The organism is Vibrio hannami (assembly GCF_029589055.1).
In the GTDB taxonomy this organism is placed as follows: Bacteria; Pseudomonadota; Gammaproteobacteria; order Enterobacterales; family Vibrionaceae; genus Vibrio; species Vibrio hannami.
Window position 1 is genome coordinate 615243 of the sequence record NZ_JARQZP010000003.1, and the last position, 20181, is coordinate 635423.

General features: G+C 42.2%; 14 protein-coding genes and 2 pseudogenes. 9 read left to right on the forward strand and 7 right to left on the reverse strand.

Annotation, left to right across the window (positions count from 1 at the left end; genetic code table 11):
• The first annotated feature begins 53 nt into the window (after positions 1-53).
• A complete protein-coding gene (locus P7F88_RS04440) occupies positions 54-2051 on the forward strand; it encodes a putative bifunctional diguanylate cyclase/phosphodiesterase (protein WP_277822248.1) in 1998 nt (665 codons plus the stop codon).
• Between the two features lie 30 nt (positions 2052-2081).
• On the opposite strand, the gene P7F88_RS04445 is transcribed toward P7F88_RS04440, so the two are convergent.
• Positions 2082-4421 carry a patatin-like phospholipase family protein gene (locus P7F88_RS04445; protein ID WP_277822250.1) on the reverse strand — a complete coding sequence of 780 codons (2340 nt, stop codon included), beginning with the start codon at positions 4419-4421 and terminating at the stop codon, positions 2082-2084.
• Between the two features lie 219 nt (positions 4422-4640).
• On the reverse strand, positions 4641-6128 hold the full coding sequence (gene glpK, locus P7F88_RS04450) for a glycerol kinase GlpK (RefSeq protein WP_277822252.1): 1488 nt from the start codon (positions 6126-6128) through the stop codon (positions 4641-4643).
• Positions 6129-6386: 258 nt separating this feature from the next.
• Here glpK and glpD point away from each other — a divergent pair.
• Positions 6387-7921: pseudogene (gene glpD / locus P7F88_RS04455) on the forward strand (glycerol-3-phosphate dehydrogenase).
• A 28-nt stretch (positions 7922-7949) separates the two neighbouring features.
• Here glpD and P7F88_RS04460 read toward each other — a convergent pair.
• Positions 7950-8855 carry a LysR substrate-binding domain-containing protein gene (locus P7F88_RS04460; RefSeq protein WP_277822254.1) on the reverse strand — a complete coding sequence of 302 codons (906 nt, stop codon included), beginning with the start codon at positions 8853-8855 and terminating at the stop codon, positions 7950-7952.
• A gap of 90 nt (positions 8856-8945) precedes the next feature.
• On the opposite strand from P7F88_RS04460, the gene P7F88_RS04465 reads away from it, so the two are divergent.
• Together P7F88_RS04465 and P7F88_RS04470 are read left to right on the forward strand one after the other, a co-directional pair.
• Entirely contained in the window at positions 8946-9308 is a 363-nt protein-coding gene (locus tag P7F88_RS04465) for an EamA family transporter (protein WP_277822256.1), read from the forward strand.
• Entirely contained in the window at positions 9301-9867 is a 567-nt protein-coding gene (locus P7F88_RS04470; protein ID WP_277822258.1) for an EamA family transporter, read from the forward strand. Before P7F88_RS04465 ends, P7F88_RS04470 begins: the two co-directional genes overlap by 8 nt.
• Here P7F88_RS04470 and P7F88_RS04475 read toward each other — a convergent pair whose 3' ends face one another.
• Entirely contained in the window at positions 9868-12735 is a 2868-nt protein-coding gene (locus P7F88_RS04475; RefSeq protein WP_277822260.1) for an HD domain-containing phosphohydrolase, read from the reverse strand.
• Positions 12736-12963: 228 nt separating this feature from the next.
• Here P7F88_RS04475 and P7F88_RS04480 point away from each other — a divergent pair, with 228 nt between their 5' ends.
• A complete protein-coding gene (locus P7F88_RS04480) occupies positions 12964-13707 on the forward strand; it encodes a phosphatase (RefSeq protein ID WP_277822262.1) in 744 nt (247 codons plus the stop codon).
• Positions 13708-13730: 23 nt separating this feature from the next.
• On the opposite strand, the gene gloA2 is transcribed toward P7F88_RS04480, so the two are convergent.
• Together gloA2 and P7F88_RS04490 are read right to left on the reverse strand one after the other, a co-directional pair.
• Positions 13731-14114: an SMU1112c/YaeR family gloxylase I-like metalloprotein gene (gloA2, locus tag P7F88_RS04485; RefSeq protein WP_277822264.1), complete on the reverse strand. Its 384-nt coding sequence runs from the start codon at positions 14112-14114 to the stop codon at positions 13731-13733.
• 11 nt (positions 14115-14125) lie between these two features.
• Positions 14126-15049 (reverse strand): LysR family transcriptional regulator, encoded by a 924-nt coding sequence (locus tag P7F88_RS04490; protein WP_277822266.1) that lies wholly within the window; start codon positions 15047-15049, stop codon positions 14126-14128.
• Between the two features lie 185 nt (positions 15050-15234).
• On the opposite strand from P7F88_RS04490, the gene P7F88_RS04495 reads away from it, so the two are divergent.
• The 3 genes from P7F88_RS04495 to P7F88_RS04505 all read left to right on the forward strand — a co-directional run bounded on the left by P7F88_RS04495 (position 15235) and on the right by P7F88_RS04505 (position 17893).
• Positions 15235-16431: a glycine C-acetyltransferase gene (locus P7F88_RS04495; protein ID WP_277822267.1), complete on the forward strand. Its 1197-nt coding sequence runs from the start codon at positions 15235-15237 to the stop codon at positions 16429-16431.
• 14 nt (positions 16432-16445) lie between these two features.
• Positions 16446-17477 (forward strand): L-threonine 3-dehydrogenase, encoded by a 1032-nt coding sequence (gene tdh, locus P7F88_RS04500; RefSeq protein ID WP_277822269.1) that lies wholly within the window; start codon positions 16446-16448, stop codon positions 17475-17477.
• Between the two features lie 65 nt (positions 17478-17542).
• Complete coding sequence (locus P7F88_RS04505) at positions 17543-17893, forward strand: Dabb family protein (protein ID WP_277822271.1); 351 nt, start codon at positions 17543-17545, stop codon at positions 17891-17893.
• A gap of 41 nt (positions 17894-17934) precedes the next feature.
• Here P7F88_RS04505 and glgC read toward each other — a convergent pair.
• Positions 17935-19158 (reverse strand): annotated as a pseudogene (gene glgC, locus P7F88_RS04510) (glucose-1-phosphate adenylyltransferase); the annotation flags it as partial.
• Positions 19159-19421: 263 nt separating this feature from the next.
• Here glgC and P7F88_RS04515 point away from each other — a divergent pair.
• Positions 19422-20174, forward strand: coding sequence for an outer membrane lipoprotein-sorting protein (locus P7F88_RS04515; RefSeq protein ID WP_277822273.1), 753 nt, complete (start codon positions 19422-19424; stop codon positions 20172-20174).
• Positions 20175-20181: the final 7 nt, after the last annotated feature.

Genomic DNA, 20181 nt, shown 5'->3' on the forward strand with positions numbered 1-20181 from the left:
CAGAATAATTATATAGGCTAGTTGGTGACTGTAGTATCTTTGGAGTTTTCACTATGACGGCAAAACGCCTGTTTTTATTGACATTTGCCCTTGCCGGAATGGCAATTACCCTCACTGTATTACTTTTTGTTCAAGGCAACCGACTTCTTGTTGAAAAAGCCCCTCTTATTGAAGCGTCTGAAGAAATTAAAGTAAACGGCACTCTCGCGCATCTCTGGTTTGAAGAAGTCCTTTCCGGAGACACAACACAGTCTATTCAGGAAGTATGGTATTACCTTGAAATTGCGGATTGGTATGCACTCGCGTTGCTTGAAGGTGGGGAAAGTATTAAGGGGAGCTATAAACCCTTAAAAGATCCGGAGTTAAGAGCGATCTTAAAATCGATGCGGGAAACACTGGCCGATTTTCATGAAAAAGCAGAACTTCGATACCGATTTAAATCGATCTCAAGTCCCGGTTCTGATATTGACATTCGCTCGGACAAAATGTTTATGGAGTTTATCCGAAAAGCAGATGACGTTCAAAGAGCGGTAAAAAACCATTTGGAAACCGGGATATCAAGCTACCAAATTATTAGTCTTACGCTCATCCTTATCTCAATAATTATTGCGGTATATCTTAACTCTACACTTTATCGAATTGAAAAACATCGTGAAGGCTTGTTTCGTTCGCTTTCGCACGCCAATGAGTCTATCGAAGCGAAGAACAGGCAGTTACATACACAAGCGCACTACGACTCGCTTACCAATTTACCTAACCGGGTACTGTTTATTGACCGCCTTGGTAAAACAATACTTAACGCCGATAGGCTTGATATGGCGTTTTCGGTACTGTTTATTGACCTGGACCATTTTAAATCGGTCAACGACCAGTACGGTCATGAGGTAGGGGATAAGTTACTCCAGAATGTGGCGAAAAGAATCAATCACTGTATCAGAGTTTCCGATACTGCGGCGCGTATTAGTGGTGATGAGTTTATTGTTGTCTTAGAGCACTTAAATGACGTTTCAAAAGCGATGAACACCGCCAATAAAATTGCAAACAATCTTATTAAATCGCTTCAACAACCATTTAAGATTGGCGATGTGAGCGTCACTATTTCTGCGAGTATTGGTGTTTCTATTAATCCCGAAGATAGTGCAGATCGGGATGCTCTTATTCGATACGCAGATAATGCTATGTATCACGCCAAAGCGCTGGGGAAAAATAACTTTCAGTTTTATTCCGAAGAGCTTAACCGTATTTCTATGTCGCAATTGGAAACAGAAAGGGATTTAAACGAAGCAATTACAAAAGATGAGTTTGAACTTCATTACTTACCTAAGTGGCATTTAGCCACAGGCGAAATCTCGGGTGTAGAAGCGTTAGTGCGTTGGAAGCATCCAATAAAAGGAATGATTTATCCAGATTCGTTTATACCAGTAGCCGAATCATCTGGTCTTATTCGAAAGATGGATCTTTTAGTTGCCAAAAAAGCGATTGAGCAAAACTCAGTATGGCTGAAACAAGGTGTTGATATTGGATTAATGTGCATTAATATCTCGGCAAAAAGTATTAAAAACCATGAATTTTATGAGCAACTTAAGCGTGTAATTATTGAATCGGAAATCCCTGCAGAGAGGTTGGAAATTGAAATAACCGAAAGCGTACTGGTTGAAAATGATCAGTTTGCACAAACGATTTTCAAAGAGTTGTCTCAGTTGGGTATTCGCATTGCGCTGGATGATTTTGGTACTGGGTTTTCATCTCTCTCTTACCTGAAAGATTTTGATTTTCATACGTTAAAGATAGACCGAAGCTTTGTTTCAGATTATCAGGACAACCATGCATCTAAAGTTTTACTTAAGCACATTGTACAAATAGGGAACGAACTTGGATTAGATGTGGTCGCTGAAGGTGTAGAAAACATCCAGCAACAAAGAGATCTGATGATGTTTGGCTGTAAAATTGGCCAGGGGTATTTTAAAACACCGCCACTGCCGGCAAAACCTCTAATCGAAAAGCTATTTTCTGAGCGAGTTGATAATGTTGTACCCCTATGCGCCGTTTAATCGGCGCATAAGAGTCTTTTTTATAAGTTATTAGAATGTTTTACCGATGATAAAGTAGACGGAACGGTATCCCTGTTCCGTCGCACCAACTGCGAGTACGACCGGACCTATCGAAGAGTCTACACCGGTAAACAAAGAGCCAGCATGATAGAGTGGGGCGTCACTAATCGATGTATCTACATCATTCCAGACCCCACCATATTCTAGAGACGCGCCAACATACACAGGCAAGCCACCGACGTCGTCAAATAGTCGATGTCGAACCATCAAACTACTAAAGAACAGGTTTTGCCCTATCAAACTATCGCGAGGTATTCCCGATAACCGCAGGAATCCACCTAGTTCCTTAGGCTGAATAGGGGCATTCTCTGATGATTTGCTCTCGACAGTACCAAACTCAACGTTGCCAACCAATGTAGTAGGCCCGAAGGATTCAGCCCCTCGCAGACTAACATCAAATTCATGGACGACCTCGTCAGTAAAATCATAGTCGATCGCATCAAAGGACGCAGATCCCGCGAGCGAATCATCGGATGCGAAGTATTCAACATTTAGTAGCACACCATGGCGTGGCATAGAGTAGTCATCGAGTGTGTCAATCCGATATCTCCCAAAAACGCCTTTCCGTTTGTAGTCTATGCTTCCAATGGAAGGTGTTAAGCTACCGCTGATGTAACGAAGGCCGACCCTTGCTTCTTGCCATAAAGTAGGTTGTATACCTATCGCGCCTTCAAACTCGACTTCTTCGATATCACTCTTGTTAGAGCTTTCGTGCATACCTAAGTCAACTTCTCCATCGAGGTAATTTTCCTGAGTATATCTATCCTCTTTAATATAAGAGACGCCTAAAGAATTAAACCACTTCTGGCTCAAATAAAAGGGTGATGAATAGTTTAGTGAAGCTCTGCGTTCAGTACCAAGTTCTACGTTGGCTTTAAGCTCACCACCATAATCGTTTAGGCCTGTAAAGTTGGTAGATACACCTAGTGCGACATTACTGTCAGAGTCAAAGTCTTCTTCTACAATAAAACGGAAATTGAGGTAGTTTGGTCCCCAACTTTTTTCGTCAACATTGATGTATAACGTGTTTTCCTCTTCTCCATTTTCGTCAGATCCGGTTTCGAATTTATAATAGATATTCTCAAATCTGTCTAAGGCATAGAGTCTTTTGACTCTCTCTTCTATATGTTCTGAAGAAGGTGTAACGCTGAATTTAGTCTCTCCATCTAAAACTCTTGGATCTATTCCAAGATAGTCGAGCAACATATCATCGCGGTAATGCGAATTATTGTTCAGGACGAGTTTATTAACGACCATTTCGTCACTATGGAGGACTTTTTTCTTCTGTTTCTCATCTATGTATCGTTGATAATCTGCAGAAGAGAGTGAATAACGAGAAAGTGAGGTTTCAATGCTCGTAGCAGCGTTGTAGCCCCACTGAAGGGCTTGAGGCATTTTATGAAAATCGGTGGTTCCAATATCACCTACGTGAGGAATCAGTAGTATATCTTTATCTTCATCCAGTAGCTCTTTTTGTTCTTCTGTCGTCCTACGAACCAGATAATTTGACAGTTGAGAGGCTACATCGAGAACATTTGATATCTGATCTTTTTCCAGATAGTTACTACTGATGTCGACGGCAATAATAATATCTGCGCCCATCGTCTGAGCGACATTAACCGGCATGTTATTGGTCACACCGCCATCAATTAACAGCATTCCGTCAAGTTCATAAGGTGGAAGTGCACCAGGTACAGACATACTGGCCATCATGGCATCTGCCAACCATCCGTCTTCTAAAACGATCTCTTCGAAATTTTCGATATCGGTAGCAATAGCGCGATAAGGAATTGGAAAATCATCGAATGACTTCATTTGTGGAATATTGCCACTGGTCATTCGAACAATACTCATCATTGTCTGACCTTGAACTACGCCAACAGGAGAACGCAGCCCTTCGGGTCCTATGCCGATGTCAGGATTTAGATTAAAATAATCTTCATACTCCTTCGTTCTTACTTGTCTTTCGCTTCGGCTTATTTTGTCTACATATCCTTCTTGCCAGTCGACAGTTTCAAATAACACCTCTATTTCATCAGCGCTCATACCTGTTGCATAAAGGCCGCCAACATAGGCGCCCATGCTGGTTCCCGTAATGTAATCTACAGGGATCTTCATTTCTTCAAGCTTTTTTAACACACCGATATGAGCAGCACCTTTAGCACCTCCACCCGCCAGCACAACACCTATTTTAGGTCTTTCTGGCTGTTGGGTATCGAAAGTGGTTATGGCAGCAGCAGAAGGTAGGGCTATGGTTATAAATCCGAGTAAGCAAGATAGCAACGTTCCTAGTTTCCGGAGTTGAATCATGATAAATCCTTGTAATTACTGAACGGAAATAGATATACAGTATGAATGAAGATTACTACAACTGAAATTACATCACCATTTATGACGGTGTTTTTTGAACTACAGAGTGATCGAGGGTTAATAACGGCGTGGAATTTTGTTAAGACCAAACGTACCAAACAAAGAGAGAAAAAGGAGAGCAACCGAGGCTCTCCTTATACTTTTAAGTGATTAACTTGTTTAGCTTTTAGTGCGTTCTATCGCATCAAGCCAGCCGTCATAAGCTTCCTGACGTGCTTGTTTATCCATATTTGGCTGGAATACACGGTCAATTTCTTTTTTATCACTTAGCTCGTCAAAACTGTTCCAGAACCCAACGGCTAAACCTGCCAGCATCGCTGCACCTAATGCAGTAGATTCGCGAACGATAGGACGAACAACCTTAGAACCTACGATGTCGGCCTGGAACTGCATGAGGAAATCATTTGCGACAGCACCACCATCAACTCTGATTTGGTTTAGCATTAGTCCTGAGTCTTCCTGCATTGCTTCGAGAACATCGCGACTCTGGAAAGCAATAGATTCAAGTGCAGCTCGAATAATATGGTTACGGTTGGTCCCACGAGTTAACCCAGTAAGCGTGCCGCGCGCGCGAGGATCCCAGTATGGAGCGCCTAAACCAACAAAAGCGGGAACCAGATAAACGCCATTTGTATCGTCCTCTTTTTCTGCAAAGTATTGCGTATCGGATGCGTCTCGAATTAAGCCAAGTTCATCTCTAAGCCACTGAATGGTCGCACCCCCCATAAACACACTTCCTTCCAATGCATACGCTACTTCTTCTCCGATTTGGTATGCGATCGTCGTTAACAAGCCATGCTTTGAGCGAATGGCTTTTGAACCCGTATTCATCAGTAGGAAGCAACCTGTGCCGTAGGTGTTTTTCGCCAGGCCTTTGGTAATACATTGTTGACCAACCATCGCTGCTTGCTGATCGCCAGCGATACCTGCAATAGGGATTTTTGTTCCGCCACCAATATTTGCGTAACCGAAAATTTCACTGCTCGACTTCACTTCCGGTAGCATAGATCGAGGTATGTTGAATATGTCTAAGAGCTTTTCGTCCCATTCCAAAGTATGGATATTAAACAGCATTGTACGAGAAGCGTTACTGACATCTGTAACGTGAGAAGCACCATTAGTAAGTTTCCATACTAACCAGGTATCGACAGTACCGAACAGAAGTTCGCCGCGTTCTGCTTTGTCGCGTGCACCTTCTACGTTATCAAGAATCCACTCGATCTTTGATCCAGAAAAGTAAGCATCTGCTACAAGACCTGTTTTCTCACGAATGTATTCGTCATGGCCTTCTTCGACTAAACGGTCACAACGGTCAGCTGTACGGCGGCACTGCCACACAATAGCGTTGTATATAGGGTGGCCAGTTTCCTTGTCCCAAACGATGGTTGTTTCGCGCTGATTGGTAATACCTATAGCAGCAACATCCGAGTTTTCAACATCAGATTGCGCGAGTACTTCGGTTAAAGACGAACGTTGCGTCGCCCATATTTCCATAGGATCGTGCTCAACCCAGCCTGCTTTAGGATAAATTTGACTAAACTCTCTTTGAGTTGAGCTCAGTATATTAGCGTCATGTCCAAAAATAATCGCTCTTGAGCTTGTTGTTCCCTGGTCGAGTGCGACAACGACTTTCTGCTTCTCTTCCATTTTTTTATGTTCTCCTGGTGGAATTTATGGTCAAAGGGGGAAATAAACTATGCGCGAAGTTGTACCACTAAATGTCATTTATTGTAAGTTAAACAACATTAATGTGTGACATTTGTTATCTGATATACCTCTTTGTGATAACAGGGGTTGAGTTTGTTATATATAAATTATAAAAAATGCTCGATCTATTGTTTTTATTGTGCTTGAATTATCGTAAATGAGCGTTATCGAGCAATATCGAAATCAAAGAGGGTGGTCATGAGTAATAGCCAGGTGCAAAAAAAAGAAACTGATTATGATGTAGTGGTAATTGGTGGGGGAATTAATGGCGTGGCAACCGCTTCTGATGCAGCAGGAAGAGGTTTAAAAGTAGCTCTATATGAAATGAACGATCTGGCTTCTGCCACGTCTTCTGCTAGCAGTAAGCTTATTCATGGTGGTTTGCGCTACTTAGAACACTACGAGTTCAGATTAGTAAGTGAAGCGCTAGCCGAGCGAGAAGTGTTACTAAAAAATGCGCCACATCTAGTCTCTGAACTGAGGTTTCGATTACCACACAGGCCACATCTAAGACCGGCATGGATGATTCGTGCGGGTTTATTTTTATACGATAATCTTGGTAAACGAGTTTCAATTAAGGGCAGCCGTGGATTAAAGTTCGCTGAAAGTGATCCTCTTTTACCGGAAATGAAAAAGGGCTTCGAATACTCGGACTGCGCAGTAGACGATTCGCGCCTTGTTGTAATTAATGCGAAGCTAGCAGAGCAAAAAGGTGCTGATATTTTTACGCGACATAAATGCGTAGGTGCTGAGCGTTTAGATGACGGCTGGAATATTCAAATTGAGGATACTCGCAGCGGCGAAATTAAATCAGTAAAAGCGCGAGCGCTTGTAAACGCGGCTGGACCATGGGTAGATAAGTTTTATGACAAACAACTTAAATTGCGAGCTCCACGAGGTATCCGCCTGGTTAAAGGAAGCCATGTGATCGTTCCTAAAATGTACGAAGGGGAGTACGCATTTATACTTCAGAACCAGGATGGTCGGATTGTATTTGTACTTCCTTATCTCGACAAATACTCGGTGATTGGTACAACCGATGTTGAGTACAAAGGAGATCCTTCAAAAGTTGCCATAGATAACGATGAGATTGAATATCTATGCGATATCGTCAATCAACATTTTGTTGAAAAAGTCTCTCCTCAAGATGTTATCTCAACCTGGTCGGGTGTTCGCCCACTTTGTGAGGATGAATCTTCGGACGCTCAAGCCGTTACACGAGATTACACTATCGAATTAGAAGACGAATACGACGATGCACCATTGCTGTCGATATTTGGTGGCAAGCTAACGACGTATCGTAAACTGGGACAAGCAGCGGTAGACAAACTTGCCCCATTCTTCCCCAATATGAGCGAGCAGTGGACCAAAGAAGCGACATTGCCAGGGGAGATTTCACTAGCAGAGAAAACCTTAAAAAAGCATTAGGCAACCAATATCCGTGGGTTGAAGATGAAACGATTTGGCGCTGGGTAAAAGCCTATGGAACGTTAAGTTCTGAGTTCCTGGATGAATCCAATAGCTTAGACGATTTAGGGCAGGACTTTGGACACGGTCTCTATCAGGCTGAAGTTGACTATCTTATCGAGCGAGAGTGGGCGATTAGCGCGGAAGATATTTTGTGGAGGCGTTCGAAGCTTGGACTAGAATTCACTCAGGAGCAGGCGGCGACTCTTACTCATTACCTAAACGAGAAATTTTCTATTGAGGACGCGTTAAAAAACGCTAGCTAACCCAAAAAGAGAAGCGTGAGCTTCTCTTTTACTTACTGCTCTTGCTATTTCGATCAAATTCTTTGTGTAGCCAGGTACGGAGTGCAAGAACACTCTCCATTTTTAAATTTCCGGTAGGACAGGCAAAGTAAAAGCTTTGATTAGGATTGAGAACGGGTTTGCCGACCTCGGCAAGTAAACCGTGTTCAACATCGTCCTTAACAAAAAGTCGGTGGGTGACGAAAACACCAAGTTTTCGCTTTGCTGCCTGAAGCCCTTGCAAAGAAGAGGTAAAACTCAGGCTGTTTCGCCTGTTTGGAACGTATACCTTGTTCTCGCGACACCAGTTCTTCCAGTCTTCTTTCCGCCTTTCATTGTTAGCGTAAATAGCAGGGTAAGTTTTTAGCAGTTCGTTAAGTGAAATATCGTTGGTTACTATATCGGGGTGACACACCAGTACTAACTCATCGTCACCAAGCTTATCACAGTAATAGTTCTCCCATTCGTCCGGAACACCATGTACAAGAGTGACATCTACGTCTTCTTTTTCCATGTTAAAAGGTCCAATTATATTTGATATCCGTATATCAAGGTTTGGAGCCATTTCCTGAAAGTGTTGTACTCTTGGGATCCACCAGTGCATGGCAAGAGATGCGACCATATTAACATTCAAACGATTTGGGTTGGCTGGTTGTTGAAGCTCTTCGCTGGCGCCAACAATTTGTTCAAGAGCAGGGGCAACTTTCCGGTAGTATTTTCTACCCACAGTATTAAGTTCCACTCGTCTACCAACACGCCTAAAAAGTGAAGTGCCGAGTTGATTTTCCAGACTCTTGATCGACTGACTTACTGCTGAATGACTGACATTTAGTACAGCAGCAGCTTCGGTCATGCTTCCTGTTTCAGCTACCGCAACAAACGCGTATATCGATTTTAAAGGGACGAGTGTTCTCATATGTTAGATATTCTTACAGGTTTGTTTAATATTACTCGTTTTTTTTCCTCTAGTCATTCCCATACAATAGCCCTATCTAAGGAGGAGAAAATGTCGTCTGAAATCCGTCCCATACTATTTATGTTAATGTCTACGCTGAGCCTGTCCTTTAATGGTTTAGCCGCAAAATATCTAGCAAATTCAGTCAGTATCCAATGGTTGAGCTTCATTCGATTCTTACTACCTGCAATCATGGTATTCGGAATATTGAGCATTTCTAAGATTAACTTGCCTACAAAAGAGATGTGGAAGCCCCTAGTAACGCGTGGTATTTCTATTGCTACCTGCCAGATATGTTTCTTAGTCGCTTTAGAAAAACTAACACTTGTCGAAAGTGTTGTATTATTTGCAACAGGGCCGTTATTTATCCCGGTGTTTGAAAAACTGTTTTTTGGTGTTTCTATAAATGGGTGACAAAATTGGGTTGTCGCTGACATTTATAGGTGTCATTTTTCTTGCCGGAGATACGTCAGGTATTACATTGAAACCAGAGTTATTTTGGGGGGTGGCAGCGGGATTATGTAACGCAGGTTCGCAACTCAGTTTATTCCGTTCGACAAAAACCACGATGACGCCACTGGAGATTAACGCGTGGGGATTTACGGTTGCTACAATTTGTCTGATACCGGTATTAGCACTAAAAGGCTTTTCAGCGCAGGACATCGCTACGTTTGCCGAACCGCAGAACCATGTCGGTGTTTGGCTCGCTATAGTTGCTCTAGCACTGTTAATTATGAACACTCAATTTTTCAGGGCGAAAGCGTATCAGCTGGCATCAAGCAATTCTCAATTAGCCCCCTTGATTTTTACTAACTTGATTTTCACCGCAGTGTGGCAAAAACTGTTCTTCGACGATAGCTTCAGTTTTCATCAGCTTTTGGGAATCACACTAATTATATCTGCGAGTATGCTTCAGGTGCTTATACCTTCGATAGCTAAACTGAAACAGGAGCAACCGCTCGCACATAGGTAATCAGCTATTTTCAGCAATATAGGACTTAATTGCTTTTATATGAGCATTTCGATCAAACTCAACAATCTGAGAAGACTTGAGGTGTTCACCTGCATATGTTTGGTCGATTTTGTTAGTCAAAAACAGCAGATATAACTTGGGATCTATATGACCAGAGGTAGCCAAGTGACTCATAATCTCGATAGCTTCTTCAAGAGTGTGCGCCTTCTTATAAGGTCGGTCACTAGAGGTTATTGCCTCAAATATGTCTGCAATTGCCATTACTCTTTCTTGAACGGTAAGCTGGTCAATTGTCAGACCTCGCGGGTAACCCTGACCATCAATTCGTTCGTGATGATTTCCGGCGATATCAGGGACATTCTTCATATGTTCCTGATACGGCAACTGTCTGAGAAGTTTTATGGTCTGGATGATATGATCGTTAATCATAAAACGCTCTTCAGCTGTTAACGTCCCATTTTTAACGGATAAGTTATATAGCTCCCCACGATTGTACTGAACATGCGAAGGTTTAAGGTTATATTCTTCGTCCCAGTTTTTTCGTGGATCTAAAGTCTCGTCCCAAGGGACGAGGTGTGAATCTTTATCGCTGAGTAGTTTCTCTTCTGTAGGCAAGGGCATTTTTTCACCTGCTCGCTCGAGCTCGACCCAGGAGACTCCAAGTTGATCGTCTAGAGTTCTTGTCCAGGTTCTTGAAGCTATTTGCTCTATTTTAGAATTCAGTTCTGAAGTAATGGTTTTGTTCCCCAGGTTACAACTGGCGATAAACTCGAACTCCTCATCAAGTTGTTGATGAGCTTCCTCAAGAAGTAACTGCGCTTTTTGTTTATCTTCACCCCGGTTTATTGACTTCCAAAACTCTGTCTCTGCGTTTGCCTTTAATAGCTCGAAACGCATTCTGACCTCATGAATTCTGTCATAAATGGTTTCAAGTTTCGTCGCTTTATCAACAATGTATTCTGGAGTGGTTACTTTTCCGCAGTCATGCAGCCAGGCGGCTAAATTGAGTTCTTCCCAGTTTTCAGGGGTCATTGAGAAATCGGCAAAATCGGATTTATCTTTTACTGCGGCTTCTGTTAATAGTTGTGCTATCTGTGGCACCCGGTGACAGTGGCTTCCTGTGTATGGTGATTTAGTGTCTATTGCGGTGGCCATTAGCTCAATAAAGGAAGAAACCATCTTCTTCTGTCTTTCTATTTGATCTATGTTTTCTTTTGATATTTGAGCGAAGTTAAGCAACTCTCGTAAAAATGCATGCTTGTCTTTCTGTATGTTGTTACACGTACGTTCGTAACCTACGATAAGAACTCCCACCAGTTTTTTACGCCTGTTTAACATAGGGAAAAGATAGGCTTCACTGTTGTAAAAAATATTTTGATAGTTTTTAATTAAGTTGTCGTGTTTGCTGATCTTTACGATTTCACCTTTTAAAAGTTCTGACTTTAACCATGGTGTATTTTCCAGTATTTCATTGATTCCTATTTTAAAAGGAATAATTGAATGGTTTACCTCGACGGTGAATTGATTGTCCTGCTCTTTATCGATAGCAAGCACAATAGTTTCTGCTTTTGTTATTAAATAGGTTTGCTTTGTTATGGTTTTGGCCAGTTGTTCAAAATCATGTTTGGAAGCAGTGTCCTGAAGCAAGGTCAACAAATCGTATAAGGTGTGCTCCATTAGCTCAATAGAGTAGGTAAGTTCGTTAACTTCTCGAATAATACTTTTTGGATATCTGGTCTTTTTAAACCTGAAGCTCCTTATGTTCTCAGTCATAACGCTAAGAATTTTTAAAGGCTTGGTTAATCTGGTGACGGTCACCCAAATCACGACAAAGCTTGCTATTAGCATGAGTAGAGCAGCAAATATCTGTTTGTCCCTCATCGAGTAGAGATCGAACAGTAATTCGCTTTCGGGCGTCGCTTCAGCAAGAATTAAATTAATATGGTTAGTGAGTGTTACCGGAGTCAGTGTCACGGACCAGTACTCATCTTCATAGAACACTTTTTCGTAAATTATATTACTACTGGTGCGGTTCAGTACTGGTTCAAACAGCTCGGAAGTCGAAGGAATACTAGGGTTATCAGATTCCGGTACGTACTGGTACCCGGCGATAAGGTTGAATTTGGTATCAAAGAGAGCAAGCTTTGTATCGCCAGAAATCGCAATATCACTGAGCTGTCTGGACAGTTGGTCCAGAGTGATATCCGCTGCAACTACGGTATCGTTATCCATAGAAACACGAGATAGCGTCACTCCCATCGTTTTAAGAAAATAAAAATCGTACGGCTCGGTTAACGCTATTTCCCCATCTGGTCGCGCATTTATATACCAGGGGCGTTTTCTTGGGTCATATTGATTATTGTCGCCAGATTGAGTGGTAACGTGTTTTAACTCATCGTCAAAAAACAGAAAGTCATTTTTACCGGATATAGCGGTGTAATTAAGCATAATACTGGCATCTGTCTCCTGGACCGAAAATAACTCTTTGGTAAATTGGTCGTTTAACGGCCTAAATTGAGTAGAGTTTCCAGCATTATCACCATAAAAAAGCGCCACGAGATCTGGGTTTCTGGAAAATATCATTTGAATTGACTTTAGCCAGCGTCGTCGATCCTCCTCTGACTCAGGCGCTGGAGGTAGCGCTCTGGTCGCCATTAGATCCAAAGTCGTTAAGATAGGAGATATTTTTCTTTGGAAGGTATTTTCTAACTTAGTTGCATTCTCCTTACTTAGTGCTTTTGAAATCTGTGAGAGTAACTGCTGAGAATGTAAGTAGCTGATAGTAATCAATCCCCCTCCCAACATAATTGCCAGTATCAGGAAGAGTGTAGTGATATGAATATTTAGCGAGTACCTATGTTTAATCATTACGTATTTCTTTAGATCAGCTTAATACCAAGTATCGTCTATATAATTCGCGTTGCCAGAAAACTATCGAAATATTAGTTTCTTGAATGCTTTATTATTGATATCTGTGATGTAAATCGGTGTGTTAGATGAAAGGTTAATTTTCGTTGATAACAGCAAAGAAAGTCTGTCCTTGATCACAATAATTGGTAAACTAATCTTTTTTATAGATAGAGTTACCGGGGCTATATGAAACTTGAGGTAGATACGCACACTCACACGCTGGCTAGTGGTCATGCATACAGCACTATTATCGAAAATGCTAAGGCTGCCAAAGAAAATGGGCTAAAGATGTTCTGTACTACGGATCACGCAGATTCAATGCCAGGAGCGCCTCACTATTGGTTTTTTATGAACCAAACTGTCTTACCTCGATTTCTTTCTGATGTGGCGGTGATTCGCGGTATCGAGTCCAACATTCTTAATGAACTTGGAGAAGTTGATATCAATCCTCGCGCGGGTGAAAAGCTTGACTGGGCAATTGCAAGTTTCCACGAACCGGTATTTGCCCCGAAAAATAAAGCGGTTCATACAAGAACGCTTATAAATGTGATTAAAAGTGGAAGAGTTGATGCTTTAGGTCATCTGGGTAATCCAAGTTTTGACTTCGATTTTGAAGAGGTTATTGGTTGTGCCAAAGAGCACAATGTTGCCATTGAAATCAACGCCAGTTCATTAAAGGGTCATAGCCGGGTTGGCAGCATTGAACGTTGCTACAAAATTGCAGAAGTAGTAAGAGACTTAGGGGCGTATATCACAACGGGTAGTGATGCACACTTCTGTGATGCGATAGGGAAGCTTGAGCTAGCCGAAAAATTGCTCGAGTCGGTAGACATGCCGTCCGAACAAATTATTACGACCAGCCCTCGTCAGTTCCTTGATTTTTTAGAGTTACGGGGTCACAAAGAAATCGAAGAATATTCGAACTTCTAATACTAATATTAGCTTTGGCTGTACTATTCCTCATATAGCTCTAACGGTAGATTGTCAGGATCTTTGAAGAAGGTGAACTTTTTGCCCGTGTATTCATCGATCCTGATATCTTCAACCTCGATCTCTTTTGACTCAAGGTATGTTTTCATTTTCTCAACCGACTCAACGACAAATGCCAGATGTCGTAACCCCTGAGCTTCTGGGCTAGTAGGGCGTGTTGGTGCTCCGGGAAATGAAAATAGCTCAATTTGACCACCATCCGGTAACTCGAGATCAAGCTTATATGAATCTCGGTTCTCTCTATAGTTTTCCGCAACTACCTTCAAACCTAGGACTTCAATGTAAAACTCTTTAGAACGAGGATAATCAGAACAGATGATTGCGGTGTGATGGATACGTTTTAGCATGAGGTTCCTTATTAATGGGCGAGCGTCTGAGGTAGTTGTTTCATTACATATTCAATAAATACCTTGATGCGCGCTGGTAGGTATTTCGTTTGTGCATATTGAAGCGCAATGATTCCATGGTAATTCCCTTTGACAGTCCAGTCAGCTAAAACTTCAACCACTTCACCTTTTTCTATGGCGCTCTTTACAACAAAGTCATGAAAAATACCTATACCTAGGCCGTTTTTGACACCATTGAGCCGCATTTGTGAATGGTTTACAGCGTATCGACCAGTCACCGGAACGGAGACTAATGAATCTTCTTTTAAGAAACTCCAGATATGGTCTGTGTCGGTTTCGGCCAGATAGAGACAGTCATGGTTCATAAGATCATTAGGGTGAGTTGGAGTACCGTTGATTTCGAGGTATTCCGCACTGGCGCATAACACTAGTTTTGTCACTCCAACATTGCGTAGTACCAGATTCTCATCGGGTTTATCAGTGAGCCTAAAAGCGACATCTATCTTGTTTGCAAATATATCAATGGCACCATCTGCCGCCCTTAATTTGAGCTGTATATCTGGGTATTGTTTTAAAAAGGGTATCACCAACGGTTGTAATACGTCATTCAGGAAGGCTTCTGGGGCGGCAATAGTGATAGGCCCTGCGGCTAAGTCATGGTCTTTATTGCTGATATCAATCACTTGCTGAGCTGAGTTCACCATACTGACGCACTGTTGGTATATTTTTTCCCCCGCATCGGTAACCAATAATTTACGCGTGGTTCTTTCTAACAGCTTTACCGAGAGCGCTTTTTCTAGTCTGGTGATTGTTTTACTAAGTGCAGATGGTGTCACACCAAGCTTTTTGGCAGCAGCGGTAAAACTTTTTTCCTGAACAACTAAAATATAAGCAGCGAGGTCGGGCATCATGGCGATGAGTCTGTTTGAAGCCAAGTGTGATCATCCTTATTAGTTATTATTGCCTGTGATTCATTAATGTTTTTCCATCTATGGGGATAATAGTATTAAACGGAATGAATTAAAATAGTTTTACACTGTAAATATTTTTATATGTCTGAAAGAAATCACCCCTAACTTACTGTTTCGAATAACTTTAATTAAAACTGAGGAATGCTTGTATGAGCACTGCATTTTATAACCAAATTAATCAGCAATTAGAAGAAGTTAAAGCTGAAGGTCTTTATAAATCCGAACGTATCATTACTTCACAGCAGCAGGCAGCAGTGTCTATCTCTACTGGTGAAGAGGTACTAAATTTTTGTGCTAACAACTACCTTGGTTTAGCGAATCACCCGGCGCTTATTGACGCAGCGAAAGAAGGTATGGATAAACACGGCTTTGGTATGGCATCTGTACGCTTCATTTGTGGTACGCAGGATGCGCATAAAGAGCTGGAGCAGAAGTTATCTGATTTCCTGGGTATGGAAGATACGATTCTTTATACCTCATGCTTTGATGCGAATGCAGGGTTATTTGAAACAATCCTGGACAAAGAAGATGCCATCATCTCTGATGCCCTGAACCACGCCTCTATCATTGATGGTGTTCGTCTTTGTAAAGCGATGCGTTTCCGTTACGCAAACAACAATATGGCAGAACTGGAGCAACAACTTATTGCTGCAAACGAAGCGGGTGCACGTCATAAACTGATCGTTACCGATGGTGTATTCTCGATGGACGGTGTAGTAGCCAATCTTCCGGCTATTTGTGATCTCGCTGATAAATACAATGCATTAGTTATGGTAGACGACTCTCATGCTGTTGGCTTTATGGGTGAAAACGGTAAAGGCACCCATGAATATCATGATGTTATTGATCGTATCGACATCATTACCGGCACCCTAGGTAAAGCAATGGGTGGCGCTTCTGGTGGTTACACATCTGGTAAAAAAGAAGTTATCGACTGGCTTCGTCAGCGTTCGCGCCCATATTTATTCTCAAACTCAGTAGCACCATCTATTGTCTCTGCATCAATCAGAGTGCTTGATCTGCTAAAAGAAAGTGGTGAGCTTCGCGAGCGCCTATGGGAAAACGCTTCACACTTCCGTACTCGTATGGAAGCTGCTGGCTTCACTATGGGCGGAGCTGACCATGCAATCATTCCAATTATGCTTGGTGATGCAAAAGTGGCGGCAGAATTTGCAGAACGCGCACTAGCGAAGGGCATTTACGTAATTGGTTTCTCTTTCCCTGTTGTTCCAAAAGGCCAGGCTCGTATTCGTACTCAAATGTCGGCAGCTCACAGCCGCGAACAACTTGATAAAGCCATTAATGCGTTTATCGAGGTAGGTAAAGACATGGGCATTATTAAGTAAGCGGGAACAGAGCTATGACGATTAAAGCACTTTCTAAGTTAAAACCTGAAGAAGGTATCTGGCTTACCGAAGTAGAAATGCCAGAAGTAGGCCATAACGACTTGCTGATCAAAATTAAGAAGACAGCAATTTGTGGTACAGACGTTCATATCTATAACTGGGATGAGTGGTCGCAAAACACAATCCCTGTACCAATGGTTGTTGGTCACGAGTATGTGGGCGAGGTTGTTGGTATCGGCCAGGAAGTACGCGGATTTGAAATTGGCGACCGTGTATCTGGTGAAGGACATATCACCTGTGGACACTGCCGTAACTGTCGTGGGGGGCGTACACACCTATGCCGTAATACGGTAGGTGTAGGCGTAAACCGTACAGGCGCTTTCTCTGAGTATCTGGTTATCCCTGCCTTTAACGCATTTAAAATCCCGGCAGAGATCTCAGATGATTTGGCATCAATCTTCGACCCGTTTGGTAATGCGGTTCATACCGCACTCTCTTTTGACCTTGTTGGCGAAGATGTACTAATCACTGGTGCTGGTCCGATTGGCATCATGGCTGTCGCAGTAGCAAAACACGTAGGTGCTCGCCATGTGGTTATTACAGATGTTAACGAATATAGGCTTGATCTAGCGAAAAAGATGGGTGTTACCCGCGCAGTAAACGTTGCTAAAGAAAGCCTAGAAGATGTTATGGCTGAACTGGGCATGACTGAAGGTTTTGATGTTGGTCTGGAAATGTCCGGTAACCCTTCTGCGTTTAATAGCATGTTGCAAGAGATGAACCACGGTGGTCGTATTGCGCTGTTAGGTATTCCACCTTCAGATATGGGTATCGACTGGAATCAGGTGATTTTCAAAGGTCTGATTATTAAGGGTATCTATGGCCGTGAGATGTTCGAAACATGGTACAAGATGGCAAGCCTTATCCAATCTGGCTTAGATCTTACACCAATCATCACTCACCACTACAAGATTGATGACTTCCAAAAAGGCTTCGACGTCATGCGTAGCGGGGCTTCCGGTAAGGTTATTCTCGATTGGGAATAAAAACAGAAATAAGCATAACTAAATAATCAAAAGGCTCTAATTTCGATTGGAGCCTTTTGTTTTATATGAAAAACGTTACTATTACGCTTACCAATATATTGCTAACTATAGGATCCGGGGTGATCAGACATATTCTGCTTATTAAGTTTAAAGAAACGGCACCACAACAAGAGATAGAAAAACTGGAAGGTCTATTTATCGATATGCCTGACAAGGTTGAAGGTGTTGTATCTGTAGAGTGGGGGATTAATGATAGCCCCGAAAACAAAAATAAAGACTATACACATACAGTATTCATGACGTTTGCCGATGAAGCAGGTAGACAAAACTACTTACCTCATCCAGAACATAATGCACTAAAGCAGGTTTTTCGCCCGCTACTTGAAGATATTATCGTTTTTGATTATCAGGTGTAACTCGGAAGGGGCTTAGACAAAGCCCCTTTTCGGGGAAAGTCTTAATCGAAAACGTAAGACTCAGGTACAACGACAATTCCCTCCTCAGAGATCTTAAAACGTTTCGCATCTTCAGTTGAATTAATGCCAATTTTGGTACCAGCAGGGATCTTAACGTGCTTGTCGATAATACAGTTTCTTAGCTGGCACTCTTCCCCAACTTCAACGTGATCAAACAGGATACTGTCAGAAACAGTTGAACCATTCTCTATTCGTACATTAGAAGAGAGCACCGAGTTCTGAACAGAGCCGCCAGAAATAATCACGCCACTGGAGATAATAGAATTAATAAAGATGCCTTCGTTACCTGTTACAGAGGATACGGTTCGCGCTGGTGGTAGCTGAGGTTCATAGGTTCGGATTGCCCAGTCCTGCTGATAAAGATTCATTGGTGGTACGGGTTTTAGCAGGTCCATATTTGCCTGGTAAAAAGAGTCGATGGTTCCTACATCGCGCCAGTATGCATCTCGGGAAACACGACCCGCTGCCTCACCAAATCGATGTGCGTAGACGCCTTCTTTGTCGATAAGCTTTGGAATTATGTCTTTACCAAAGTCATTACTCGAGTTTGGATCTTCGGCATCTGCTTCGAGGGCATCTATCAGGGCCTCTGTTGTAAAGATATAAATCCCCATGGAAGCGAGGCTTTTCGTAGGATCAGATGGTACAGGTTCTGGGCTATCTGGTTTCTCCGCAAATGCTACAATTTTTTGGGTTTCATCAATAGACATAACACCGAACGACTTAGCCTCTTCTACAGGTACTTCCATGCATGCAATGGTAAGGTCAGCGCTATTTTCCTTATGTTTTTTTAGCATAGGCTCGTAGTCCATACGATAAATATGGTCACCGGATAGAACAACGACATACTTAGCTTCACTTCGGGATAATAGCCAAAGGTTTTGGTAAATCGCATCGGCAGTACCACTATACCATTTATCACCTTTTCTCATTTGTGGTGGCACAACGGTTACATATTCTCCGAGTTCTGGATTGAATACAGACCACCCGTCTCGTAAGTGCTTTTGAAGCGAGTGAGACTTGTACTGAGTAAGGACCAAAATTCGTCTTAGCCCTGAATGAAGGCAATTGGTCAGCGTAAAATCGATGATTCTGTATTTGCCCCCAAATGGAACAGCGGGCTTTGCTCTGTTGTCTGTTAATGGTGAAAGCCTTGATCCCATTCCGCCTGCGAGTACTACCGTTAGTGTTTCCTGCATCGTTCTATTCCCTGATGATGTGCGTTTGTGAAAAGGTTGTTACAAGAATTGAGCCATAAAAAAATTAGATAAATAACAGATAGATAGCAAATAGACTATAAAGCGATGAACTAAAATGGTGAGCACTGATTTAGGTCATGCATCATTTTGGTGCTTAGGCCAATTATAAGCAGTAAAAATGAGAGCGGGCACAAACACAAATCGAATAAATACCCTAAATTGACTGCTATGCTTAGTTTATAAAAGTGATTGATATTATGGGAAGATTCATGCGAAGACTCATAACGTTAATAGTGTGCCTTTACGCTATCCAACTAAGCTCATCTTATGCGCAGAGTGCAAAAGATATCGTTGAAAAATCAGATCAACAGATGCGGGGGGATTCCAGCTATACACAGATGACGATGAAAATTGTGCGCCCCGACTGGACCCGGAGTATGAGTATGAAGAGCTGGACAAAAGGCAAAGAGCTCTCCATGGTTTTAGTTACATCGCCAGCAAAGGATAAAGGTAGCGCATCGTTAAAACGCGATCGCGAGATGTGGAACTGGGTTCCTAATATCGAACGAATAATCAAGATAGCGCCATCCATGCTAAGCCAATCCTGGATGGGGTCTGATTTTACCAATGACGACCTGATTAACCAATCGTCGATAGTCGTAGATTACACACACAAACTCCAGGGGGAGGAGAAGTTCGACGACGAAGTAACCTATGTCGTTGATGCTTTTGCTAAGCCTGATGCGCCTGTGGTTTGGAGCAAAGTAAGATTATGGATTTCGTCAACTAACTATCTGCAAAGAAAAGTTGAGTTTTATGATGAATTTGACGAACTGGTAAATCAATTACAAACCTTCGATATAAAAAAAGTAGGAGGTAGATTTATTGCCACTCGCATGGAGATGATTCCGGTCGACGAACCTGGAAACCGAACCGAAATTATCACTCATGACGCTAGCTTCAACTTTGAAATTAGCGATGAGTTTTTCTCGCAAGCACAAATGAAATCGTTACGGGATTAGGTGTTCT